At 63.0% G+C, this 21719-nt stretch carries 26 protein-coding genes; 1 reads left to right on the forward strand and 25 read right to left on the reverse strand.

Annotation, left to right across the window (positions count from 1 at the left end; all coding sequences use genetic code 11):
• Window positions 1-253: 253 nt before the first annotated feature.
• From U8U01_RS10990 to ruvC, 25 genes are all read right to left on the reverse strand, one after another.
• Complete coding sequence (locus U8U01_RS10990) at window positions 254-772, reverse strand: GNAT family N-acetyltransferase (protein ID WP_322174147.1); 519 nt, start codon at window positions 770-772, stop codon at window positions 254-256.
• Window positions 772-3081, reverse strand: coding sequence for an ATP-dependent Clp protease ATP-binding subunit (locus U8U01_RS10995; RefSeq protein ID WP_322174258.1), 2310 nt, complete (start codon window positions 3079-3081; stop codon window positions 772-774). The genes U8U01_RS10990 and U8U01_RS10995 overlap by 1 nt, the downstream gene beginning before the upstream one ends.
• A gap of 169 nt (window positions 3082-3250) precedes the next feature.
• Window positions 3251-3889: a CDP-alcohol phosphatidyltransferase family protein gene (locus tag U8U01_RS11000; protein ID WP_322174149.1), complete on the reverse strand. Its 639-nt coding sequence runs from the start codon at window positions 3887-3889 to the stop codon at window positions 3251-3253.
• A 152-nt stretch (window positions 3890-4041) separates the two neighbouring features.
• On the reverse strand, window positions 4042-4740 hold the full coding sequence (locus U8U01_RS11005) for a CvpA family protein (RefSeq protein ID WP_322174151.1): 699 nt from the start codon (window positions 4738-4740) through the stop codon (window positions 4042-4044).
• 127 nt (window positions 4741-4867) lie between these two features.
• Complete coding sequence (locus tag U8U01_RS11010; protein WP_322174153.1) at window positions 4868-6175, reverse strand: DUF5711 family protein; 1308 nt, start codon at window positions 6173-6175, stop codon at window positions 4868-4870.
• 50 nt (window positions 6176-6225) lie between these two features.
• On the reverse strand, window positions 6226-6963 hold the full coding sequence (gene truA / locus U8U01_RS11015; RefSeq protein ID WP_322174155.1) for a tRNA pseudouridine(38-40) synthase TruA: 738 nt from the start codon (window positions 6961-6963) through the stop codon (window positions 6226-6228).
• Between the two features lie 4 nt (window positions 6964-6967).
• Window positions 6968-7456 (reverse strand): GNAT family N-acetyltransferase, encoded by a 489-nt coding sequence (locus U8U01_RS11020; protein ID WP_322174157.1) that lies wholly within the window; start codon window positions 7454-7456, stop codon window positions 6968-6970.
• A 190-nt stretch (window positions 7457-7646) separates the two neighbouring features.
• Entirely contained in the window at window positions 7647-8195 is a 549-nt protein-coding gene (locus U8U01_RS11025; protein WP_322174159.1) for a putative signal transducing protein, read from the reverse strand.
• Between the two features lie 62 nt (window positions 8196-8257).
• Window positions 8258-9076 carry an energy-coupling factor transporter transmembrane component T family protein gene (locus tag U8U01_RS11030; RefSeq protein WP_322174161.1) on the reverse strand — a complete coding sequence of 273 codons (819 nt, stop codon included), beginning with the start codon at window positions 9074-9076 and terminating at the stop codon, window positions 8258-8260.
• Window positions 9066-9944: an energy-coupling factor transporter ATPase gene (locus tag U8U01_RS11035; protein WP_322174163.1), complete on the reverse strand. Its 879-nt coding sequence runs from the start codon at window positions 9942-9944 to the stop codon at window positions 9066-9068. Before U8U01_RS11035 ends, U8U01_RS11030 begins: the two co-directional genes overlap by 11 nt.
• Before the next feature lie 89 nt (window positions 9945-10033).
• Window positions 10034-10888: an energy-coupling factor transporter ATPase gene (locus U8U01_RS11040; protein WP_437124393.1), complete on the reverse strand. Its 855-nt coding sequence runs from the start codon at window positions 10886-10888 to the stop codon at window positions 10034-10036.
• A gap of 270 nt (window positions 10889-11158) precedes the next feature.
• Window positions 11159-11374 (reverse strand): hypothetical protein, encoded by a 216-nt coding sequence (locus U8U01_RS11045; protein ID WP_322174266.1) that lies wholly within the window; start codon window positions 11372-11374, stop codon window positions 11159-11161.
• A gap of 2 nt (window positions 11375-11376) precedes the next feature.
• Complete coding sequence (locus tag U8U01_RS11050; RefSeq protein WP_322174165.1) at window positions 11377-11742, reverse strand: hypothetical protein; 366 nt, start codon at window positions 11740-11742, stop codon at window positions 11377-11379.
• Between the two features lie 66 nt (window positions 11743-11808).
• Window positions 11809-12672, reverse strand: coding sequence for a class I SAM-dependent methyltransferase (locus U8U01_RS11055; RefSeq protein ID WP_322174167.1), 864 nt, complete (start codon window positions 12670-12672; stop codon window positions 11809-11811).
• 214 nt (window positions 12673-12886) lie between these two features.
• Complete coding sequence (locus U8U01_RS11060; protein ID WP_322174169.1) at window positions 12887-13123, reverse strand: hypothetical protein; 237 nt, start codon at window positions 13121-13123, stop codon at window positions 12887-12889.
• A 3-nt stretch (window positions 13124-13126) separates the two neighbouring features.
• Window positions 13127-13369: a hypothetical protein gene (locus U8U01_RS11065; RefSeq protein ID WP_322174170.1), complete on the reverse strand. Its 243-nt coding sequence runs from the start codon at window positions 13367-13369 to the stop codon at window positions 13127-13129.
• 37 nt (window positions 13370-13406) lie between these two features.
• Window positions 13407-14759, reverse strand: coding sequence for a phosphoglucosamine mutase (gene glmM, locus U8U01_RS11070; RefSeq protein ID WP_322174172.1), 1353 nt, complete (start codon window positions 14757-14759; stop codon window positions 13407-13409).
• Window positions 14760-14901: 142 nt separating this feature from the next.
• Window positions 14902-15945, reverse strand: coding sequence for a Holliday junction branch migration DNA helicase RuvB (gene ruvB, locus U8U01_RS11075; RefSeq protein WP_322174262.1), 1044 nt, complete (start codon window positions 15943-15945; stop codon window positions 14902-14904).
• Window positions 15946-16064: 119 nt separating this feature from the next.
• On the reverse strand, window positions 16065-16739 hold the full coding sequence (locus tag U8U01_RS11080) for a DNA alkylation repair protein (protein ID WP_322174174.1): 675 nt from the start codon (window positions 16737-16739) through the stop codon (window positions 16065-16067).
• The gene (locus U8U01_RS11085) at window positions 16736-17389 is read right to left on the reverse strand and encodes an RpiB/LacA/LacB family sugar-phosphate isomerase (RefSeq protein ID WP_322174176.1); all 654 of its coding nucleotides are present in this window, start codon (window positions 17387-17389) and stop codon (window positions 16736-16738) included. Before U8U01_RS11085 ends, U8U01_RS11080 begins: the two co-directional genes overlap by 4 nt.
• 57 nt (window positions 17390-17446) lie before the next feature.
• A complete protein-coding gene (locus tag U8U01_RS11090) occupies window positions 17447-17998 on the reverse strand; it encodes a DUF6144 family protein (RefSeq protein WP_322174178.1) in 552 nt (183 codons plus the stop codon).
• 99 nt (window positions 17999-18097) lie between these two features.
• Complete coding sequence (locus tag U8U01_RS11095; protein ID WP_322174180.1) at window positions 18098-18232, reverse strand: hypothetical protein; 135 nt, start codon at window positions 18230-18232, stop codon at window positions 18098-18100.
• 33 nt (window positions 18233-18265) lie between these two features.
• Entirely contained in the window at window positions 18266-18490 is a 225-nt protein-coding gene (locus U8U01_RS11100; RefSeq protein ID WP_322174182.1) for a hypothetical protein, read from the reverse strand.
• An 86-nt stretch (window positions 18491-18576) separates the two neighbouring features.
• Window positions 18577-19179, reverse strand: coding sequence for a Holliday junction branch migration protein RuvA (gene ruvA, locus U8U01_RS11105; protein WP_322174184.1), 603 nt, complete (start codon window positions 19177-19179; stop codon window positions 18577-18579).
• A gap of 98 nt (window positions 19180-19277) precedes the next feature.
• Complete coding sequence (gene ruvC, locus U8U01_RS11110) at window positions 19278-19796, reverse strand: crossover junction endodeoxyribonuclease RuvC (RefSeq protein ID WP_322174186.1); 519 nt, start codon at window positions 19794-19796, stop codon at window positions 19278-19280.
• A gap of 530 nt (window positions 19797-20326) precedes the next feature.
• Between ruvC and U8U01_RS11115 the strand changes: the two genes are divergently transcribed.
• Window positions 20327-21676 carry a PepSY1/2 domain-containing protein gene (locus U8U01_RS11115; protein WP_322174187.1) on the forward strand — a complete coding sequence of 450 codons (1350 nt, stop codon included), beginning with the start codon at window positions 20327-20329 and terminating at the stop codon, window positions 21674-21676.
• The last annotated feature ends 43 nt before the right edge of the window (window positions 21677-21719 follow it).

A 21719-nucleotide genomic window follows, 5' to 3' on the forward strand; every position in this document is an offset into this window, starting at 1 on the left:
TCGGTCGGCGACGGACAATCGCCACCGGCGATTGTCGCCCCCTAAGAACCCCGCCACCTTTGAAAAGGGCGAGGGCCACTGGGAGTGGCCGTCACGAGCCGACCGAACCGGCAGGTGAGAAGACGAAACTTTTACTGTTTGCCTGTTTGAAAAGGGCGGGGGACGGCGCTGATGGGGCTGCCAACCGGTTTTTCCTTGCAAAGAACAGCCATTTCCTCTATTTTCAAACGGGCCAAACCGAGCAAAAACGGCTCTAGCCGTCGAGCAGCTTTTCGTAGGCTAGGCGGGGGGTGCCGTCCTCTACATAGATGACGCCCCGGAGGGTGAGGCCGGCTTTGGCCATCACCCGCTGCATGGGCCGGTTGTCCCGGTGGGTGTCCCCCCGGATGGCCCCCAGCCCCTGGGCCCGCGCCTGGCGTTCCAGCTCGGCAAAAAACCGGCCTGCCGCCCCCCGGCCTTTGGCGGCCCCGGACACGGCCACCCGGTGGAGGTACCCGTAGGGGCCCTGCCCCAGCCAGTTGCCCTGCTCGATAACCGCATAGGTGGGTTCCTGGCCAAAGGCCAGGCAGGCACAGGCCACCACCCGGCCCCCCTCTACCAGCACATAAGCGGTACCGCTTTGGACGTCCGCCCCGGCGCTGGCGGCGTTGGGGTAGCCGTCTTGCCACTGGTTGACCCCGGCGGCGGCCAGGGCCTGCCGGGCCTGCTCATACAGCCCGGCCATGGCGGGGATATCGGCCGGGGTGGCTTTGCGCAACTGTAGGCTGGGCATCAGAGGGCCTCCACTTGCAACCGGCCCTCCGGGGCGGTGAGGGCCACGGCGCTGACAGCGCCCTCGCCCTGGCCCACCAGCAGGGTGGCGATCTTGTCCTCTACCTCCCGGCGGATATGGTTGCGCAGGTCCCGTGCGCCGGATTTGCCGCCTATGGCGCCGTGGGCCAGGCAGGCACAGACCGCCTGGTCGTAGCGGAAGGCAATGCCCTTCTCCCCCAGGGAGCCCACGTACTCTTCCAGCATCAGCCCGGCGATTTGGGTGTAGTCGGCCTCGCTGAGCGGGCGGAACACCACGGTTTCGTCGATGCGGCTTAGGAACTCGGGGCGCAGGAAATCGCTAAGGGCCTTTTGGGCCTTCTCCCGGCTCATATCCTCGGCGGTTTTGGCAAAGCCCAGGGCCCCTTCCTTCCGGTCGCTGCCGGCGTTGGAGGTCATGACGATCACGGTGTTCTCAAAGTTAACCGTGCGGCCGTGGGCGTCGGTGATGCGGCCCTCGTCCAGGATTTGCAGGAGGATGTTCATTACGTCCGGGTGGGCTTTCTCGATCTCGTCAAACAGCAGCACCGAGTAGGGGCGGCGGCGCACCTTTTCCGTCAGTTGGCCGGCTTCGTCGTAGCCCACATAGCCGGGGGGCGAGCCCACCAGCCGGGACACCGAATGCTTTTCCATATACTCGGACATATCCAGGCGGATCATGGTTTCCGGGGTGTCGAAGAGCTCTTCGCTGAGGACGCGGACCAGCTCGGTTTTGCCGGTGCCGGTGGGGCCTACGAAGATAAAGGACGCGGGCCGGCGGCGGGGGCTGATTTGCACCCGGCTGCGCCGTACCGCCGCGGACACGGCCCGGACGGCTTCATCCTGGCCGATGATGCGCTTTTTGAGCACGGACTCCAGCCCGGCCAGCTTTTGCAGGTCCCCGGCCTCGATTTTGGCGGCGGGGATGCCCGTCCAGAGCTCGATAACATAGGCCAGGTCCGCCTCCTCTACCGGGGCGAACACGCCGCTGTTGCGCAGCCGGTCCAGGCCCTCCTCCAGGGTGGCGATGTGGTAGTGGGTTTTGGCCAGCTCCTCGTAATCCACCGTGGCGTTGCCGGGGTTGGACAAGTCCTGCTCCCGGACCCGCTGGCGGTTCAGGTCCCGTTCCATCCGGTCGTACTCCTCCAACTGCTTGTTGCGCAGGGCCGCGCAGGCACAGGCCTCGTCCAGCAGGTCGATGGCCTTATCGGGCAGGTAGCGGTCGCTGATGTAGCGCTCGGCCAGCACCACCATGCGCCGGGCCACGGCCTCGGACACCGTGACCCGGTGGTAGCTTTCGTAGTAGCTTTTGATGCCCAAAATCACCTGTACCGCGTCCTCAAGGGAGGGCTCGTTGACGGTGACGGGCTGGAAACGGCGCTCGAGGGCCGCGTCTTTCTCAATATACTTGCGGTACTCGTTGAAGGTGGTGGCGCCGATGACCTGGATCTCCCCCCGTGAGAGGGCGGGCTTGAGGATGTTGGCGGCGTTCATGCTGCCCTCGGCGTCGCCGGTGCCTACCAGGTTGTGCACCTCGTCGATGAACAGGATGATGTTGCCGTCGGCTTTGACCTCTTCGATCAGGCCCTTGATGCGGCTTTCGAACTGGCCCCGGAACTGGGTGCCGGCCACCAGGGCGGTCAGGTCCAGCAGGTGCACTTCCTTATCCCGCAGGCGCACCGGCACCTGGTCCTGGGCGATGCGCAGGGCCAGGCCCTCGGCCACGGCGGTTTTGCCTACGCCGGGCTCGCCGATTAAGCAGGGGTTGTTTTTGGTACGGCGGGAGAGGATCTGCACCACCCGCTCGATCTCCTTTTCCCGGCCGATGATATTGTCCAGCTCCCCCCGGCGGGCCCGGCCGGTCAGGTCGTTGCAGTAGTTTTGGATATGCCGGCGCTTCTTTTTGCGGCCGCCCTCCTGGCGGTCCCGGACATTGGCGCCGGGGCGGCTGCCCTCGCCGCCGTTTTCGCCGGGGCGGCCCCCCAGCATCATTTCCGTGGGCAGGGTAGCGGCGCCCCCGGGGGAGAAGTCGTCCTCCCAGCCCTCTTCCCCGGCCTCCTGGGCGTCCATGCGCATCATTTGGGTCATCTGCTCGGTGGCCTCCTGGAGTTCCTCGTCGGTCAGGCCGGTCTGGCGTTTCAGGGCGTCCATCATGTTGTCCATCAGGTCGCTTACCGGCTGTAGGCCCAGCTCTTTGGCACAGGTAATGCAGTAGCCTTTCATCTCCTTGGCGTTGTTGGAATGGGAGATGAATACAGTGGCCGGCCTTTTATGGCAGCGCGTACACAGCATCGTCATGGGTATTTTCCTTTCCCCCCGGCTTTCCCGCTGGGGATAGACTACGTATAGATAAAGCACGAAAGCGCCCGCCCCTTTGCAGGGGCCGCGCGCACGTGCCGGTTGGATACGGTGGGCAGCCCTTATTATACTACAAACAGGGGCGCTTTTTATTAACAGGCCTTTAATTTTTCTTTTTTTGCGGGGGATTTTCCCCGCCGGCAACCGCAGGGCCCTGCCGGCCCTGCTCCTCGCCCCGGAGGATGCGCAGGAAGATTTGGAAGTACTTGATAGCGGCGTAGGCCATCATAAGGCCCGTGGCCCCCAGCAGCGCATAGGCCAGCACGTTGAAGGTGCTGGGTTTCATCAGCCCCACGCCGTCCATGGCCACAATGGCCGATACGGACACGTAGAACATCACCGTGGCCACCTTGCCGTACCACTTGGCGGCGCAGGGGCGCTTGTGCTTTTTCAGCAGCACCGCCGCGCAGCAGAGCATGAAGAGCTCTTTAAAGATGAACAGGGCCAACAGCGGCCGGATGGCCGGGAACCGCACGGCCACACACAGGGCCACCACCCCCTGGGTCAGCTTGTCGGCAAAGGGGTCCAGCATTTTGCCCAGGTCCGTGACCTGGTTAAAGCGCCGGGCCACCCAGCCGTCCAGCATATCCGTAAGGCCGGAAAGCAGCAAAAACCCCACCGCGGCCGGCAGTTGGCCCCGCAGGTAGTATACCGCGAAAAACGGCACCACCACAATGCGCAGGGCCGACATGGCGTTGGGTATGGTGAGGATACGGCTGGCAGGTTGTTTTACTGGGGGCATGGGGCTTTCCTTTCCCTTTCCGTTTTCTTTCTCCACTATCTCCATATCTTTTCTGTTCCCTTATCATTTTATCCATGGATTTGGCGGGCAGGCCGCCGGGGGCATAAAATGCCCGCCGCCCGGTTTGCGCCGCCTTTTCTTTATGTATTGTTTCAGGCAAACATACCTTTAAGGGGGTTGGACTGCATGAACAGCTTGGCGATCATGGACTGGCCCAGGACCTGGTCCACCTGGTAGCGGGTGGCGGTATCCAGCACGGGGATGAACACGGTGACGGCGGCCACCACCACCCACACGGCCAAAAGGGCCAGCAGGAACCCGAACACGCCCCCCAGCAGGCCGTCGATTTGGCCCAGGATGGGCAAGCGGAACATATTGCCCACCAGATGGGCCAGCAGACGTACCAGGGTCATCAGCAGGAAGAAGAGCACGATGACGGCCAGCACCTTTAAAAAGCCCACGAATACCGGGGCCAGGTAGTCGGCGATCATCCCCGCGGCCTGGCTGCTTTGGTTGGTGATCTCGCCGCTGATCCTGGACACGGTGACGCCGGCCTCCTCCATAGCCCGCACCAGAAAGTCGGGCAGGGAGTCCAGCACCTGCTGGATGGCGGCCACGGCGTTTTCAGCGCCCAGGCTTTGCAGGGTTTCATTGATCTTCTCCACCATGGCGCCGCGGAACAGGGTATCGAACAGCCACTGGGCCACCGCGCCGCCCAGCACCGAGGCCAGGCACGCGGCAATGACCGAGCCCAAAAAGTGCACCGCCGACCGGATGAACCCCCGCTGGACACCCACCAGCACACAGATCAGGCACACCGCGATCACGGCGCCGTCCAGGATGTATCCCATTCATATCTCCTCCTGACAAAAGCGGTATTGCGCCCCCCGCCGGGGCACGTTACCATAGATTGTAGCACAGTTCGGGCGTTTTCACAAGGGCTAAGTCCTTACAGTTCTCTTTCTTTTGGGGCAGGGGTCAACTGATCTCCGCGGTGCGCACCTCGCTGACCCCCAGCACATATGCCTTCCCCTCGCTGGCAAGGGCAATGCCTTTGGCGTCCGCGCCGGCATCTGCCCGGCCCAACTGCTGGCCGGTGGCGTAATCGCAGAAAACCACCCCGCCCCCTACCAGCAGCCCCACCGTGCCCCCAAAGGCCGAGATGGCCTCGACGCGCTGGTCGAACTCCATGCGCACGGGGTTGCCCTCGCCGTAGGCATCGTTGCCGTTAAACACCAGCAGGGTGCTGGCCCCGGCGTGCTGGTAGGCGGAGATGGACAGGAACACCCGGCCCGCGCTGAAACAGCAGGCGGTGAGGGACCGGCCCTGGTAGCCGTACTCGGTAAACTGGTAATCGCCGGAGCGGGCGGAGAGCATGGCCGCGTCCCCTACGCCGTAGATGACCCCGTTCTCCCCCCAGCCGGCGGCCAGCAGCAGGTTGTCCCGTGTTTCGTACTGGGCAATGGGGTCGGGCTCCCGGAAATCGAACACGGTCAGCCGGGACACCATCTCCCCTTTTTCGCCCCGCACCGTGCAGACCGCCCCGTGGGTGCCGTCGTAATTCAGGGCAATGGCGGTGATGTAATCTTCGGCAAAGGGGTACTCATATTGCAGGGTGCCGTCCCGCATATATACTTCCAGCTTGGAGGCCCCGTGGGTGCCCTCCAGCCCCAGCGCGTACCGGCCGTTGGGGGCAATGCCCCCGGTGATAATGTCCTCCGGGCTGTTGGCCTCCAGCACGGCCTGGCCGCCGGACACCACCATGTACCCGGTGCTGCCGGCATTGTACAGCAGGTACCTGCCCCCTGCCGCTTGCAGCACCGGCCGGTTGAGGTTGTGGCGGATGGACATCTCCTCTTTGCCGTCGCCGTTGACCAGGGTGAGGGCGGTATTGCTCAGCGTAAGCGCCGAGCCGTTATGGGCCAGGAAGTTGGATGCGTACACATTGGCCCCGATGATGGGCACCGGGTAGCCGTCGCCCCCCTGGGGGCCCTTGAGCTGGTAGCGGGCCCACTCCTTCATGTTGTCCCAGGTAAGGTACTGGCGGTTGACCCAGAGGGACAGGCCGACCACCACGGCCAGCAGCACCAGGGAGATCTGGTACACGGCCTTGGGCAACCGGCGCTGGGCCTTTTTTTTGGCGTATGCCTCTTGTGCCTGCCTGTCCTCGTATTCTACCTCTACCAGGGGGCCTTCTTCCCCCTCTGCCGGGGGCGGGGCCTGCTCCTGCTGGTAGTCCCGCAGGTTGATGACCTTTGTTTCCTGATGCTTGCCGTGCTTTGCCATCTACACACCTCCCGTGGCATATGGGGCGATTGGGCGGACCCGGATGGGGGTCAGTAAAACACCCGGTTTAAGTAGAGCCCGCAGGCCGGGGCCGTGGGGCCTGCCGCGGCCCTGTCCCCGGCGGCGAGGATGGAGGGGATATCCTCCCCTTGCAGTTTGCCCTGCTGGACAGCCAGCAGGGTGCCGGTCATAATGCGTACCATATTGTACAGGAAACCGTCTGCCGCTACGGTGAACACCACCTTATCCCCCTGGCGCTGCACACGGGCGGTGGTGACGGTGCGCACCATATCCCCCTTCTCCCGCTTATCCAGGGTACAGAAGGAGGTGAAGTCATGGGCGCCCAGATAGTGGCGGGCGGCGGCGTCCAGCAGGGTTTCATCCAGGGGGTACCAGTAGTGCAGGGCCCGGCCCCGGAGGAAGGGGTCCCGCACTGGGTGGTTCCATATTTCGTAGCAGTACTCCTTGCCCTTGCAACTGTAGCGGGCGTGGAAACCCGGCGGCATCTCCTGGCAGGACCGGACGGCCACGTCATCGGGCAGATAATGGTTGAGGGCCGCAGGGAACCGGCGGCAGGGGATATTGCTTTCGGTTTGCAGGCTGACCCGGAAATCCCGCGCGTGCACCCCGGCGTCGGTGCGGGAGCAGGACTTGAGGTCCTCCCGCTGGCCGGTGACCCGGAACAGCGCCTGCTGAAAGACCGCCTGCACGGTGAGGGCGTTGTCCTGGATCTGCCAGCCGTGGTAGTTGGCGCCGTCATAGGCCAGGCTGAAAAGCAGGTTGCGCATCCCCTTACCCCTCCCCGGCGCCCAGGCGCCCTTCGTTTTCCCCCGCTGCCCCGGTGGGCTTGGCAAAGATATGGTCGACCCCGCCCCCGTAGTTTTCCAGCTCATCGATTTCCACAAAGCCGTATTTTTCGTACAGGCCCTGTTGGCCGGCGGGGATATACACGGTGGGGAAACCCTGATCCCGTGCGTAGTCCGCCGCTTTTTGGATGAGGGCGCCGCTGATACGCCGGCCCCGGTGGCTTTTTTGGACAAACACCGTGCTGATCCACGGGGTATAGCGGTTTTCGGGGTAATAGTCGGTTTCCAGCAGGGTGCAGAAACCCAGGAAGGCCCCCTCCCCTACCGCGGCAAAGACGCTCTCCCACGGATGGGCGAATTGGTTTTGCCCCATGATGGCGGCAAGATGGGCCCCGGCCTCCCAGCCGCAGGTTTCTGCGTATTGGATAAGGGCGGGCCATTCCTGCCCGCCCGGTGTAACCCGGATCACTTCCATGGTTTCCTCCTAGGCTATGTCCACATAAGCTGCGTATGCGGAATTTGCAGGGCAGCTTGCTGCTCTTTTGGCAGCTTGCTGCCCTTGTACTGGCGTGTTTCAAAAATTTTTAACGCGGGAGATGGCAAAAATTGCCCGAAAGACGTGTGCGGACCCTTATGCGCACACGCCCTAGGAACCTACCGGCCGGTTATTGGGGGTTTTCGCCGTCAGGGGAAAAGCTTTGGAGGATCTCCTCCGCCTGGGCTTTCTGCCCGGCGGGCACAAAGACCCGCAGCCTTTCCCGCATCCCGGTACGCATGACCAGCCCCGCGCCGTACACGGGCAGGGAGGTGCAGGGGATGCCGCCGGCCTGCAATAGCTGCATGAGCATTTCTGCCCACATGGTTTCTTTTTCTGTGAGAAATTCGTAACCGGCCTGGGGCTCGCCGGCCTGTCCTGCCTGGTTTTCAAAAGATTGCATGGGGGGCTCCTCTCTGTAGTTGTCAGGGGAAAAGCTTTGGAGGATCTCCTCCGCCTGGGCTTTCTGCCCGGCGGGCACAAAGACCCGCAGCCTCTCCCGCATCCCGGTACGCATAACCAGCCCCGCGCCGTACACGGGCAGGGAGGTGCAGGGGACGCCGCCGGCCTGCAAAAGCTGCATGAGCATTTCTGCCCACATGGTTTCTTTTTCTGCGAGAAATTCGTAACCGGCTTGAGGCTCGCCGGCCTGTCCTGCCTGGTTTTCAAAAGATTGCATGGGAGGCTCCTTTCTGTATAAGGGGCGGGGCTTTTTCTGCCCCGCGGTGGGTGTGCCGCTTTTCAGCGGACGATGGTGGGGGGCAGGGTGATGTTCAGCGCCACAAAGGCTGCCAGTATGAGGGCGGACAGGGCCAGCACCAGCCAGTCGGTACCGCCGAAACGCAGCACCTTCATTTTGGTGCGGCCCTGGCCCCCGTGGTAGCAGCGGCTCTCCATGGCTGTAGCCAGGTCGAAGGCGCGGCGGAAAGCGGACACGAACAGGGGGATGAGCACCGGTACCAGCGCCCGCACCCGCTGCACCAGCCCGCCGCTTTCCATGTCCGCACCCCGTGCCTTCTGGGCGCTCATGATCTTGTCGGTTTCCTCCAGCAGGGTGGGCACAAAGCGCAGGGCAATGGTCATCATCATGGCGAACTCATGCACCGGCACCCCCAGCCTGGCCAGCGGGCGCAACAGGCGCTCGATGGCGTCGGTGAGCTGGGTAGGGGAAGTGGTGAAGGTGAGCACGGAACTGGCCAGGATCAGGGTGATGATACGGACGGATACAAACAGGCTGTTTAGAAGGCCCATTTTGGTGACGGTGAGGAACCCCCACTGCCACAGGGGCTCCCCCCTGCCGTAGAACACATTGAGCACCGCGGTGAACACCACAATGAAGAGCACCGGCTTGAGGCTTTTCAGGTACAGCTTGAGGGGGATCTTCGACAGGGCCATGCCCAGAAGGATGTACCCCACCGCCAAGGCCAGGGAGAAGAAATTGCCGGCCGAGAAGAGGAGGATAATGGAGAAGATGACCAGGCAGATCTTCATGCGGGGGTCTGCCCGGTGCATGGGCGAGGCCGCCGGGAAGTACTGGCCAAGGGTGATATCAGAAAGCATGGCTGCCACCTCCTTGCCTGGTTTTGAGATAGGGGATCAACTGCTTGAGGGCGTCGTCCACGGTGAGGGTGGCGGGATCTACCGGCCAGCCCAACTTTTGCAGCTCCCCCATGATCTTCGTGATTTGGGGCACCCGCAGGCCCACTTCTTCCAGGCGCCCGCTTTGGGCGAATACCTCCCGGGTGGGGGCCAGGGCCAGCATACGGCCGCCGTTCATCACCAAGAGGCGGTCCGCGGTGCGGCCGATGTCCTCCATACTGTGGGACACCAGCAGGATGGTGTTGCCCCGCTCTTTATGGTACTGGCTGATCTGGGCCAGGAGCACGTCCCGGCCTTTGGGGTCCAGGCCGGCGGTGGGCTCGTCCAGGATCAGCACCTCCGGATCCATGGCAATGACCCCGGCAATGGCGGCCCGGCGCTTTTCGCCGCCGGAGAGCTCGAAGGGGGATTTGTCCAGCAGCTCTTCCCGCAGCCCGGTAAACCGGGCTGCCTCCAGGGCCCGTGCCTGGGCCTGGGCATCGTCAAGGCCCATGTTTTTGGGGCCGAACAGGATGTCCTTGCGCACGGTTTCCTCAAACAACTGGTACTCCGGGTACTGGAACACCATGCCCACCCGGAAACGCACGGCCCGGATCTTTTTGGGCTCGGCCCAAATGTCTTTGCCGTCCAGCAGCACCTGGCCGGCAGTGGGGCGTATGAGGCCGTTGAGGGTTTGGATGAGGGTAGACTTGCCGCTGCCCGTGTGGCCGATGACCCCGATGAACTCCCCTTTTTCGATGGACAGGGACACGCCCGCTACGGCGGTTTTCTCAAAGGGGGTGCCCGCGCCGTAGGTGTAGGTCAGGTTTTTGGTTTCCAGTATTGGCATTTGATTCCTCCCTGAAAGCGAGTGGCGGTTTTCTTTATGGACATAGCAGCATAGCAGCGCGGGAAGGCAAAAAGCGCCCTGTTGCCCTGTTAAACGCGCCGGGGCCCTGGCCCAAGCTGCCGGAACAGCCCCAGGCACTCCTCAACCGAAAGGGGCATCTGCCCCAGGTGGACGCCCGCGGCTTTTAGGCGGTAGCAGAGCTCGGTGGCCTGGGGGACGTCCAGGCCGTGGCGCTTGAGGCGCTCTACGTTGCTGAACACCTGCCGGGGGGCGCCGTCCATGAGCACCCGGCCGCTGTCCATAACCACCACCCGGCCCGCCTGCACGGCCTCGTCCATGTAGTGGGTGATCAGCACAATGGTGATGCCCTTCTCCCGGTTCAGCTTTTGGATAGCGTCCATGACCTCGGCCCGGCCCCGGGGGTCCAGCATGGCGGTGGGCTCGTCCAGCACGATACAGGTGGTTTCCATCGCTATGACCCCGGCGATGGCCACCCGCTGCTTTTGCCCGCCGGAAAGCTTGTGGGGGGCATGGGCCCGGTATTCGTACATATCCACCGCTTTTAAGGCGGCGTCTACCCGGCGGCGGATCTCCAGGGGGGGGGCGCCCAGGTTTTCGGGCCCAAAGGCCACGTCCTCCTCTACCACGCCCGCCACCAACTGGTTATCCGGGTTTTGCAGCACCAGGCCCACCCGGCGGCGGACATCCAACTGGCGGGCCTCGTCCCGGGTGTCGATGCCGTCGATAAGCACCTGCCCGGAACTGGGCAGCAGCATACCGTTGAACAGCTTGGCCATGGTGGATTTGCCGCAGCCGTTGTGGCCCAGAAGGGCCACGAACTCCCCGGCCTGGATTTGCAGGCTTACGCCGTGCAGGACCTCCCGTGGGGTGTCTTCCTCCGTTTCGTAGCAGAAACGCAGGTCCTTTGTTTCTATGAAAGCCAAAATGTTTTCCTCCGTTTCTGGTTGGCGTGTGGGGGGCCTCCGGCGGCTTGATCCCCGCCAAAGGGCCGGGGGCCTTTTGGGAACCCTTTGTTGTGTGTGGGGCCTCCGGCGGCTTAAGGGGCGCTGCCCCTTAAGAATCCCCGCCAAAGGGCCGGGGGCCCTTTGGAAACCCGTTGGCGTGGGGGGCCTCCGGCGGCTTAAGGGGCGCTGCCCCTTAAGAATCCCTGCCAAAGGGCCGGGGGCCCTTTGGAAACCCGTTGGTGTGGGGGGTTAGTAGCGGATCAGGAAGTAAAGGACATAGGCCCAGCTAAGCAGGCCGTGGAAAATGGCCCAGCCTACGGAGTGCCAGGCGGTATAGCTGATGACCATGGCCAGGGCGCTGCCAAAGCTGATACCCGCTTTCACGGTCTTTTGTACGCGGCCTGTGCCGTGGCAATGCCGGCCGGTTTGTTGGGTGTTTTGGGTGTGGAAATTGTTTTCGTCCATGGTTATTGCCCCTTTCTGTGGAGTTTCTTCCACCAAGTATAGCAGCCTGCGGCTAAAAAGTCCAGGAAGAGGATGGGGTACAGGGGCAAAAGCCGCACGTGTGGCGGCTGCACCAGATCCACGCGCTCTACCGCCATGGTGAAGAGCGCGCACACCAACGCCGCCAGCAAAAACCACACCATCGCCTGGGGATCCCGCTGCCGGGAACGGCCGGGCGACAGGGCACGGATGAAAAGCGCCCCCAGCAGGGTGGCGCCGATTACGCCCCAACCGATGTACTTGCCCATAGGGCCCCCGGCCCAAAGCCCCTCGTAGACCATAGAGAGCAGCCAGCCCAAAGCCGCTGCCAGGTAGCTCCATTTAACCATATGCCCAGCCCCTTTCATCACACAAAAAATGGGATAGTTTTAAAGGAAAAGCCCCGGCAGCGGCCTTTACCCTGCCGACCAGACAGCGGTATTGCCGCAGGGGAGGGCCATACCCGTGGCGGTGACGGGCAGGCCGATCTCATCGGCCGCGACGCTGCCGCCCAGACGGGGGACCAGCAGGGCGTGGAGGAGGTATTCCATGACCGCGGGGGAGAGGCCGGTGGTGTAGGAATTCAGGATGACGAACAGGGGCTGGGGGGACAGGACCGACAGGCACAGGCGCAAAAGGCCGTCCAACTGCTCTTCCAGTTTCCACACCTCGCCCCCCGGCCCCCGGCCATAGGAGGGGGGATCCATGATGATGGCGTCGTAGGTGTTGCCCCGGCGCTGCTCCCGCTGGACGAACTTTACGCAGTCATCCACCAGCCAGCGCACGGGCCTGTCCGCCAGGCCGGAGGCAGCGGCGTTCTCCCGTGCCCACTGCACCATGCCCTTGGCCGCGTCTACATGGGTGACGGCAGCCCCCGCGGCCAGGCAGGCCAGGGTGGCCGCCCCGGTGTAGCCGAAGAGGTTTAGCACCTTGACCGGCCGGCCCGCCTGCCGGATCCGCTCCATGGCCAGGGCCCAGTTGACCGCCTGTTCGGGGAACAGCCCTGTGTGCTTAAAGCCCATGGGTTTGAGCCGGAAGGTAAGGCCCTGCCAGCCTACCTGCCACATATCGGGCATTTTCTTATAGGCCTCCCAGTGGCCGCCGCCCTTATGGGAGCGGTGGTACCGGGCGTGGGCCGCCTGCCAGCGGGGGTCCTGTTTCCCGGTATTCCAGATGATCTGGGGGTCCGGGCGGATCAGCAGGATATTCCCCCACCGCTCCAGCCGCTCCCCTGCAGAGGTGTCGATCAGTTCGTAGTCCTGCCATTGCGCTGTACGCATGGTTACTGCCTCCCTTGTTAAGGCCGCCTCCGGCGGCCGGCTTCATCGGAGATGAAGTCGAAGAAACATTTTTGAAAAAAGTTTCTTGAGAATCTTCAAAAACTTTTGAGCCGCTACGGGGGGCGCTTTTGTGGGAGCGCCGTCGGCCCGGTAACGGACGTTGGGTTTTGTTTACTTTTTTATTCGGCCGATTTTTAGGCTACCTCCGGCGGCCTTAACCCGCCAGCGTCTTTTCAGCCAGCCATTTTGCGGGAAAGAACTCATACAGAGCCACCCGGTCGACGCGGCCGGTAAAGCGGCGGAACCTGCCGCCCAAAATGTCCAGGGCCCGCAGGGTGTTCTCCCGGCGGTCGATGAGCATGGTGGTGTGGGCGGTCCAGCCTGGCTCGGGGCCAAAGCGCTCCTTAAGGTCCAGCAGCGCCCGGTCCACGTCCGGGGCCAGGAACAGCACCTCCTACCCCTCAAACAGCCCCATATGGTTGAAAAACACCTCCGCCGGGCCCATCTCCAGCCCCTGGAGCTTTTCGGTGAGTTCAGCCCGGCGCTCTGTCGGGAATGTGCCCAAAGTCACATGGAAGGGGATGCCCATGGTCTGCCGCCCGGTGAACCCCTCCGCCAAAACCGCCCGCTGGTGCCCTTCCAGCACCCGCTGGGTCGCCTGGTCAAAAACCGCCAGCACGCACAAAAATTGGCTCATGTGTTTCCTCCTCTTTCCCCATACCTTTCCCTTCCTGTCAGCACAGCTCCTCCCGGATGACCCCGGCCAGCTCGTCTGCCAGGGCCTGGATGTGGGCCTGGTCGCGGCCCTCTACCATCACCCGCAGCAGGGGCTCGGTACCGCTGGGGCGCACAATGACCCGGCCCTCGGCGCCCAGTTCGGCGCTGGCTTTATCGATGGCGGCCCGCACCCGCTGGTCGGTGTAGAAGGCCAGCTTGCCTTCGGGGGTCACCTGGATGTTCACCATGGTCTGGGGGTAGCGCTGCATGGCCGTGGCCAGGGAGGACAGCTTGCCCTGCCGCCGGTGCAGCAGGCTGAGCAACTGGCAGGCGGTAAGCTGCCCGTCGCCGGTGGTGGCGAAGTCCCGGAAGATTACATGGCCGCTCTGCTCGCCCCCAAAGCTGTAGTTTTCCAGGCGCATCTGCTCCAGCACATAGCGGTCGCCCACCTTGGTGGCCTCAAAGCGCATACCGTTCTCCTCGCAGAACTTTTGGAAACCCAGGTTGGTCATGATGGTGCCCACCACGGTGTTTTTGTTCAGCTTGCCCCGGCTCTTCATGTCCAGGGCGCAGATGGCCATGATGAAGTCGCCGTCCACAAAATTGCCGGCTTCGTCCACCATCAGGCAGCGGTCGGCGTCCCCGTCAAAGGCCACGCCGGCATCCAGGTCATGGGTGCGCACGTACTCGATCAGCCCCTCCATATGGGTGGAGCCGCAGTCCCGGTTCACGTTGATCCCGTCCGGGGACTGGTTCAGCATGGTGACGGTTGCGCCCAGCTCGGTAAACAGGGTTTCCGCGGTGGCGCTGGCCGAGCCGTTGGCGCAGTCTATGGCCAGTTTCATGCCGTCCAGGGCAAAGTGCACGGTGCTTTTTACATGGTCGATATAGTCCCGCACCGCGTCGGCCGCGTGGGCGACCGTGCCCAGGCCCTCGTCCTGGGGCAACTGGGCGGAGATATCCGTGCGGCCCAGGATAATGTCCTCAATGCGCTCCTCCAGGTCGTCCGGCAACTTAAAGCCGTCGCCGGAGAAGATTTTGATGCCGTTGTACTCAAAGGAGTTGTGGGAGGCGGAGATCATGATGCCCGCGTCGGCCTTGTACTTCTCCACCAGATAGGCCACCGCCGGGGTGGGCACCACGCCCAGCGTGACCACGCTGGCCCCGATGCTGCACAGCCCCGCCGCCATGGCGCTTTCCAGCATATCGGAGGAGAGGCGGGTGTCTTTGCCGATAAGCACCCGTGGGTGCCGGTTGGATTTGCTGGTAAGCACCTGTGCCGCCGCCCGCCCCAACTGGGTGGCCAGCTCGCAGGTTAGGTCTTTATTCGCAATGCCCCTGATACCGTCTGTCCCAAAAAGCCGTCCCATATAAAACACCTTCCTATTCTATTATTTCTTTGTTCTATTGTATATTGCCGGGCCCTGCCCTATGCGCATTTTTGCCGCAGCCAGCCTTCCACCGCCTGGGCCGGCAGCCAGGGGCGGGGCCCTTTTCCTGTTTAGCGGTTTTTCACTCCATTCTTAATTGCAGGTCCTCGTCCGCCCGCAGGCGGGCGGGCAGGGGCAGGCCCAGGTGGGCGCAGGCCGCCGGGGTGACGCAGCGCCCCCGTGGCGTACGGGTGAGGAAACCCACCTGCATCAGGTAGGGTTCGTTCACGTCCTCGATGGTGACGGCCTCTTCGCCGATGGCGGCGGCCAGGGTTTCCAGGCCCACGGGGCCGCCCCCATAGTTTTTGATGATGGCCGCCAGCATATTCCGGTCGCTCTGGTCCAGGCCCAGTTCGTCGATCTCCATGCGCCCCAGGGCGATTTGGGCCGTGTGCAGGGTGATGACCCCGCCGCTCATCACCTCGGCAAAGTCCCGCACCCGCTTTAGCAGCCGGTTGGCAATGCGGGGGGTGCCACGGGACCGGGAGGCCAGCTCCAGGGCCGCGTCGGCCTCAATGGGCGCGTCCAAAATCTGTGCGGAGCGCTGGACGATGAGGCCCAACTCCTGGGGGTTGTAGAGCTCCAGCCGCAGCACCACCCCGAACCGGTCCCGCAAAGGGGCCGAAAGCTGCCCCGCCCTGGTGGTGGCCCCCACCAGGGTGAACCGGGGCAGGGGCAGGTGGTAGGAGGCGGCCATCTGCCCTTTGCCGGTGATGATGTCCAGGGCAAAGTCCTCCATGGCCGGGTAGAGGATCTCCTCCACCGTACGGGGCAGGCGGTGCACCTCGTCGATGAACAGCACATCCCCCGGAGAGAGGTTGGTGAGCAGGGCCGCCAGGTCGCCGGGCTTTTCGATGGCCGGGCCGCTGGTGATGCGCAGGTTCACCCCCAACTCGTTGGCCACAATGCCCGCCAGGGTGGTTTTGCCCAACCCCGGCGGGCCGTAGAGCAGCACGTGGTCCAAAGTTTCCCGGCGGCTTTTGGCGGCCTCGATATAGATCTTCAGGTTTTCCTTGACCTTGTCCTGGCCGATGTAGTCGGCAAAGGCCCGGGGGCGCAGGGGGTTTTCCGTTTCCTGGTCTCCGGGTATATACCCGTTGTCTGTCAGCCGGCCCTCTATATCCATGTCGTCCTGGGCGTCCCAGTCTATGCCGTACTGCTGGGGGGCGCTGCCCCGGCCTATGCCGCCGCTTTTTTCTATCATGGGGGTTCACCTCGTTATGTTGGGATGCCGCACACTGACCGCTACAGGGCCATCAACTCACGGCGGGTTTCCTTGCTAAACTTCTCCAGCGCATACCGGAAGGCGGTTCTGGGCATGGCACTGTGGCACCGGCGCAAATACTGCTCCACTGTTTCCGGCTCCTTCTCCGACAGGCATTTCAGCATCCAGCCATAGCCCTTTTGGACCAGGGGGTGAGGGTCTGCCAGCAGGGCGTCCGAGATCCGGTAGGGGTCGATCCCCTGGTAATCGTCCCGCCCGATGGAGGGGAGCAGCACCACCGCCGCGGCCCTGCGCACCCAGAAGCCCGGGTCCTCTGTCCACCGGCACACCTGGGGGAACAACGCCTTTTGCGCCCGCAAAAGTTCCCCAAAAGCATGGGTACAGAAGTCGTCGCAAGCCCCCCAGCCCCGCACGTATTCTTTGAGCCAGCCGAAAAACACGGCGTAGGTGCCCTCGTCATACCGGGCCCGGACACGGTGCGCCCAGTCAAAGGCGATCACCCCCAACGCCCAGTCGCGCTGCACCAGCAACTCTTCGCAGAGGGCCAGCACCTGCCTAAGCTCTTTCTGCCCCAGTTCCCGGTAAAGCCGGGCCGAAAGCCGGCGGATATCCCCGGTAACGATATGTTTTCCCGGCGGCACCCGTTCCTCCAGGGAACGGACCTCCGCCACTGCCTGCTCTACCAGCCTGTTCATTCCAAAGCCTCCTGTTTTAGGCCCTGCTGCCATTTTTCAACCAGGGCCTGGGCCCAGGCGGCCCCGTTGGCCCGGATGTACGCCATCACACATACCCGGCCGGACAGTTTCTTCACCAACGCCGGCGGGTAGGCCCCCAGGCAGTCTGCCGGGGCCCGCTTGGTAAGGCGGTTCAACTCCTTGAGCAGCCGGGTATCCCGGCGCTTGCGGGCCGCGTCCTCCGGGGGGTAGCCCCCGCCCAGGGGGCCGTCGAACAGCTTGTCCAGGGTGTATTGCAGGTTCAGCTCCCCGCACCAGCCAAAGCCCAGGCCCAGGGGCAGGGAGGCCGCGTTGCCGCCGTTGATGCGCCCAAAGAGGAAAGCGTCCTGGGGAGTGGGCACATAGCCGCACAGCACCCCCGGTAGGCTGTTACAGGCCAGCATCATCCCCTGGCCGGAGGAACAGCCGGTTACTACAAAATCGGCCGCACCGCTGGAAAGGAGCAGGCCCACCAGGGCCGCTGTTTCCACATAGGTATAATCGGCGCTTTCCTCCGGGAACACCCCGAAGTTGACCACCGTATGCCCCCGGCCCGCTGCCTTTTGCGTGCATTGGAACAGCAGGGGGTTCTTTTCCTTTTGGGAGGACGCCTGTATGACCGCTACCTTCATGGGGTGGATGCTCCTTTCCTCTTGCAGGGCTGTTCCCGGCTGGGAAGGGCCCTGGCCTCAAACCTTATGCAGGTCCACAAAAATCACGCAGCGCTTGCCGCCGGACTTGATGGTTTCCCAGAGTTCCACCTCCACTTTCGGGCCGAACACCTGGGAGAAAAGCTTTTTGGCGCGGCCCAGCGTGCAGTAGCACCAGGTTTTGGAGAGGGGGCCGCTGGCCTGTTTGACGCAGGAACAGCCGCATATGGGGTAGATGTAGAGGAGCCCGCCCTTGATGACCTCGATCTTTGGGCCCTTCTCCCGCCAGTTGTGCATTTGGGCGAACCCGTTCAGGTCGCCGGACACCTGGCGCAGGTAGCCGCGCATACGGTTGGCGGCCGCTACCCCGTCCTCGCAGTAGCAGCGGACGCGGATCTCTGTGATGCTTTTCTCTTTGAAGTGCTCCTCCAGATACCCGCACACGGTTTGGGCCCACATATACTGTTTCTGGTAATCGGCGGACTTGGACAGGGGCCAGCGCTGGGCGATCTCCCCCGCGGCCCCCGCGCCGCCCAGTGCCAGCAGGGCATTGTACAGCCGTATGGCGTGGGCGTTATCATTACCGGGCATATTGCAAAACCTCCTTGGCGGCCACAGGGCGCGCCGGTGATATGTAGCCTTGTTGCGCAATGGGTGGGGCTGGCTTATGGTTTACCCCTAGAGTCTGTTTTAAAACGCCGGAACGCCGTCTATTTTGCCCCAAAACGGTGCTTTCTGTGTCAAAACTCCTCGAAAGGCTGCAAGCCTTTCTGGCGGCAAGCCTTTCTTGCGGTTTTTTCCTTGAAAGCCCTCGTTTTTGGACAAAAATCCGGCATTTCTCCGGTTTTAAAACAGACTCTAGCCCTTTCTGCCGGCCAACCACCATACCGCCCCGCCAACCAGAAAAACTGCCAGCAGGATGAGGCCCTCTACCAGCAGGGGGGTGTACCAGGGGGCGGAATTGGCGGCGTATGCCTGGGGGCGGGCCTGTACGTCCTGGCGCAGCCAAAGGGAGCGCCCAATAAACACCCCCAAGGCCAGGCCCAAAACGGCCTTCACCGTTTTTTGGATTTTCTGTTGCACGTTTACACCTCCACCGGCACACACGGGCACAAGGCGCCCGCCATGCCCTTATTACGATGTTATCCTTCCTGGCGGGTCTGGCAGGCTTAGGCGCCCCCAAAGGACTTTAGCGCCAGCCGGATCAGTTCCTCGGGGGGGAGCTGGGCGTCCAGGCGGCCTACGGCGGCAGCGGCCTCGGAAGGGGAATAGCCCAAGGTGACCAGGGCCTCGGCTGCCTGGGCCGCGTGGCCGGAGGCAGAGGGCCCCCCTGGCTGGACGGCCGCCGGGTCTACGCCGGGGAAGGCCAGGCCCTTTACCTTGTCTTTGAGCTCCAGCACGATGCGCTGGGCCAGTTTATTGCCCACGCCGCTGGCCCGGGTAAAGCGTTTGGCATCCGCCCCGGCAGCGGCCAGGGCCACGTCCTCGGGGGCCATATCCGACAAAATAGCCAGCGCGGCTTTGGGGCCCACACCGGTAATGGCCGTAAGCAGCCGGAAACAGCGCAACTCGGCCTGGGTGTAAAAGCCGTAGAGGTTCCAGGCATCCTCCCGGATGGCCATATGTGTGTAGAGCGTGGCCTGCCCGCCGGTACGGGGCATGGCCCGCAGGGTGTTCATGGAGGTGGCGCACTGGAACGCCACCCCGCCTACGTCGATCACCGCCATATTCGGCTCGGTGTGGACGACCTTTCCTGTTAAGCTGTAGATCACTTTGTTCCCTCCGTTCCCAATGTATCACCCGGCAGGTGAAAAATCAAGCGTATAATTGTAAACAACAGGGTTTGCCGGCCTTGGCGGGTGACAACGGTTTACCCCGCCTGCCCCTGCCGCCCTGCCAACAGCCCCCGCCGCAGGGGCGAGCCCGCCGCCTGGCCGTGGCAGATGGCCATAGCCAGCGCGTCGGCGGCGTCGTCCGGTTTGGGGATGGACGGCAGGCCCAGCAGTTTGCGGGTCATCTCCTGCACCTGATGCTTTTGGGCCTTACCATAGCCTGTGACCGCCTGCTTGACCTGCATGGGCGTGTACTCAAACAGCGGCACCCCTGCCTGGGACAGGGCCAGCAGGATCACCCCGCGGGCCTCTGCCACGCCGATGCCCGTGGTCTTGTTGTTGAGGAAAAACAGCTTTTCTACCGACACCGCATGGGGGCGCAGGGTATCCAGCAACTCGGCCATACCATCGTAAATCTCCCGCAGCCGCAGGCCAAAGTCCTCGCCAGCTTTGGTGGTCACGGCCCCGTATTCTACCGGCCTGTAGCGGCCGTTTACCGCGTCAATGGCCCCGTAGCCCACAATGGCATAGCCGGGGTCTATTCCCAGTATCCTCATCTGCCCCTCCCGGTGGCCGCCTACGGCCCCAAAAACTCCCTTGCACCCGTTGAAACACCGCGCTGCCGGTTTGCAAACTTGCCCTGCAAGTTTTGGCTCTACGGAAATACCCTTTGATATTATAGCATAGCTGCAAGCCGCCTTGCGCCTTGCCAAATCGCCAGGGCGGTTTGTAAACTTGCTTTGCAAGTTTTCGCTCTACTGAAATACCCTTATGATATTATAGCATAGCTGCAAGCCGCCTTGCGCCTTGCCAAATCGCTAGGGCGGTTTGTAAACTTGCTTTGCAAGTTTTCGCTCTACTGAAATACCCTTATGATTTATAGCATAGCTGCAAGCCGCGTTGCGCCTTGCCAAATCGCCAGGGCGGTTTGTAAACTTGCTTTGCAAGTTTTCGCTCTACTGAAATACCCTGTGGGTATTATAGCATAGAACATTTTTCCAGTCAAAAAATAATTGGGCCGCCGCATTTTTCTCTACCAATCCGCTAAAATATTCCTGAGATCACCTGGAAGGGAAGTGCATACCCTATGAAACGCACCGCGAAAATCCGCCTTGGCACCTTTGTTTTGGCAGCCCTTTTGCTGCCCTGGGGCTTTTGGATGGACGCCCACCTGGGCAGGCAGGCCACCCAGACCCACCTGGAATATGTGTACCGCCGGGCTCTCAGCGACCTGGCCGGCTATGTGACCGGGATGCAGTCTACCCTGCAAAAGGCCATGTACGCGGGCACGGCCTCTACCCAGAGCGCGGTTTCGGCCCAACTGCTGGAGCAGAGCGGCGGGGCCAAGGCCGCGCTGGCGGCCCTGCCTTTTTCCCAGGAAAAATCGGAGCGGGTCAGCCGGTTCCTCTCCCAGACGGGGGACTTTGCCATGGCCCTGAGCCGCAAATCCTTCTCCGGCAAGGGGCTGGAGAAACCGGACATGGAAAGCCTTGCCGCCCTGCGGGAATATGCCGGCAAGCTGGCCGGGGCCCTTACGGACATCCAGTCCCGCCTGCGCGCCGAGGGGGACCATATTGTGCAGACCGTCAGCCTGCTGAACAACGTTACGGAGATCGACCAACTGGCCCTGCTGGACGATGACTTTGACGCGGTGGCGGAGGAGTTCGCCGCCATCCCTACCCTGCTGTACGACGGGCCTTTCTCCGACCACATCAGCCGCCGCAGCCCGGCCTACCTACAGGACAGGGAAGGGGTTTCCCGTGAGGAGGCGGCCAAGGAGGCGGCCCGTTTTCTGGGATGTGACCCCGGCGAACTGGCCTTTGCCGGGGAAGGGGGCGGCAGCCTGCCTGTGTGGTCCTTTACCTGGGGGGATTCCATGGTGAACATCACCCGGCAAGGGGGCGAGCCTGCCTACTACAAAAAAGCCGGGGCTGTGGAAACAAGCCGCCTGGGCTACAGCCAGGCCCTGGCCGCTGCCCGGAAATACCTGGACGGGCTGGGGTTCCCCGCCATGCGGGAGAGCTATTATGTGATCAGCGACAACCTGTGCGCCATTAACTTCCACAGTACCGCGGAGGTGGCCGGGGAAGAGGCATGGTGCTACCCTGACCTGGTCAAGGTGGTGGTGGAACTGGACCAGGGCGGCGCTGTGGAATTTGACAGCACAGGTTTTTTGATGAACCACCGGCAGCGGGACCTGGACGGGCCCCGGCTAAGCCGGGAGCAGGCGGAACAGGCTCTCAGCCCCGCCCTGCGCGCGGACAGCGGGACCCTGGCGGTGATCCCCACGCCGGGGCTTTATGAGGTGCTTTGCTGGGAGTTCCACTGCACGGCGGCGGACGGGACCGAAGTGCTTAGCTACGTGAATGCCGGAACCGGGCAGGAGGAGCAGCTATATATCCTGCGCCGGGATGGGCACGGCGTGTTGGCACAATAACGCCCCCTGTAGCCTGCGCGGCGCAGCCTCCCCAATACCCGAA

The sequence above is a fragment of the Acutalibacter caecimuris genome (assembly GCF_034335085.1).
GTDB lineage: Bacteria > Bacillota > Clostridia > Oscillospirales > Acutalibacteraceae > Acutalibacter > Acutalibacter caecimuris.

Excerpts from the sequence above, each read along its gene's own strand:
- U8U01_RS11010 (WP_322174153.1), bottom strand. The coding sequence starts at position 6,175 with ATGGCAAAGCACGGCAAGCATCAGGAAACAAAGGTCATCAACCTGCGG.
- U8U01_RS11065 (WP_322174170.1), bottom strand. The coding sequence starts at position 13,369 with ATGAGCCAATTTTTGTGCGTGCTGGCGGTTTTTGACCAGGCGACCCAG.
- U8U01_RS11020 (WP_322174157.1), bottom strand. The coding sequence starts at position 7,456 with ATGGAAGTGATCCGGGTTACACCGGGCGGGCAGGAATGGCCCGCCCTT.
- U8U01_RS11080 (WP_322174174.1), bottom strand. The coding sequence starts at position 16,739 with ATGAACAGGCTGGTAGAGCAGGCAGTGGCGGAGGTCCGTTCCCTGGAG.
- U8U01_RS11055 (WP_322174167.1), bottom strand. The coding sequence starts at position 12,672 with ATGCGTACAGCGCAATGGCAGGACTACGAACTGATCGACACCTCTGCA.
- U8U01_RS11025 (WP_322174159.1), bottom strand. The coding sequence starts at position 8,195 with ATGCAATCTTTTGAAAACCAGGCAGGACAGGCCGGCGAGCCTCAAGCC.
- U8U01_RS11030 (WP_322174161.1), bottom strand. The coding sequence starts at position 9,076 with ATGCTTTCTGATATCACCCTTGGCCAGTACTTCCCGGCGGCCTCGCCC.
- U8U01_RS11045 (WP_322174266.1), bottom strand. The coding sequence starts at position 11,374 with ATGGACGAAAACAATTTCCACACCCAAAACACCCAACAAACCGGCCGG.
- U8U01_RS11035 (WP_322174163.1), bottom strand. The coding sequence starts at position 9,944 with ATGCCAATACTGGAAACCAAAAACCTGACCTACACCTACGGCGCGGGC.
- ruvC (WP_322174186.1), bottom strand. The coding sequence starts at position 19,796 with ATGAGGATACTGGGAATAGACCCCGGCTATGCCATTGTGGGCTACGGG.
- U8U01_RS10990 (WP_322174147.1), bottom strand. The coding sequence starts at position 772 with ATGCCCAGCCTACAGTTGCGCAAAGCCACCCCGGCCGATATCCCCGCC.
- U8U01_RS10995 (WP_322174258.1), bottom strand. The coding sequence starts at position 3,081 with ATGCTGTGTACGCGCTGCCATAAAAGGCCGGCCACTGTATTCATCTCC.
- U8U01_RS11090 (WP_322174178.1), bottom strand. The coding sequence starts at position 17,998 with ATGCCCGGTAATGATAACGCCCACGCCATACGGCTGTACAATGCCCTG.
- truA (WP_322174155.1), bottom strand. The coding sequence starts at position 6,963 with ATGCGCAACCTGCTTTTCAGCCTGGCCTATGACGGCGCCAACTACCAC.
- U8U01_RS11115 (WP_322174187.1), top strand. The coding sequence starts at position 20,327 with ATGAAACGCACCGCGAAAATCCGCCTTGGCACCTTTGTTTTGGCAGCC.
- ruvB (WP_322174262.1), bottom strand. The coding sequence starts at position 15,945 with ATGGATATAGAGGGCCGGCTGACAGACAACGGGTATATACCCGGAGAC.
- U8U01_RS11000 (WP_322174149.1), bottom strand. The coding sequence starts at position 3,889 with ATGCCCCCAGTAAAACAACCTGCCAGCCGTATCCTCACCATACCCAAC.
- U8U01_RS11050 (WP_322174165.1), bottom strand. The coding sequence starts at position 11,742 with ATGGTTAAATGGAGCTACCTGGCAGCGGCTTTGGGCTGGCTGCTCTCT.
- glmM (WP_322174172.1), bottom strand. The coding sequence starts at position 14,759 with ATGGGACGGCTTTTTGGGACAGACGGTATCAGGGGCATTGCGAATAAA.
- U8U01_RS11085 (WP_322174176.1), bottom strand. The coding sequence starts at position 17,389 with ATGAAGGTAGCGGTCATACAGGCGTCCTCCCAAAAGGAAAAGAACCCC.
- U8U01_RS11005 (WP_322174151.1), bottom strand. The coding sequence starts at position 4,740 with ATGGGATACATCCTGGACGGCGCCGTGATCGCGGTGTGCCTGATCTGT.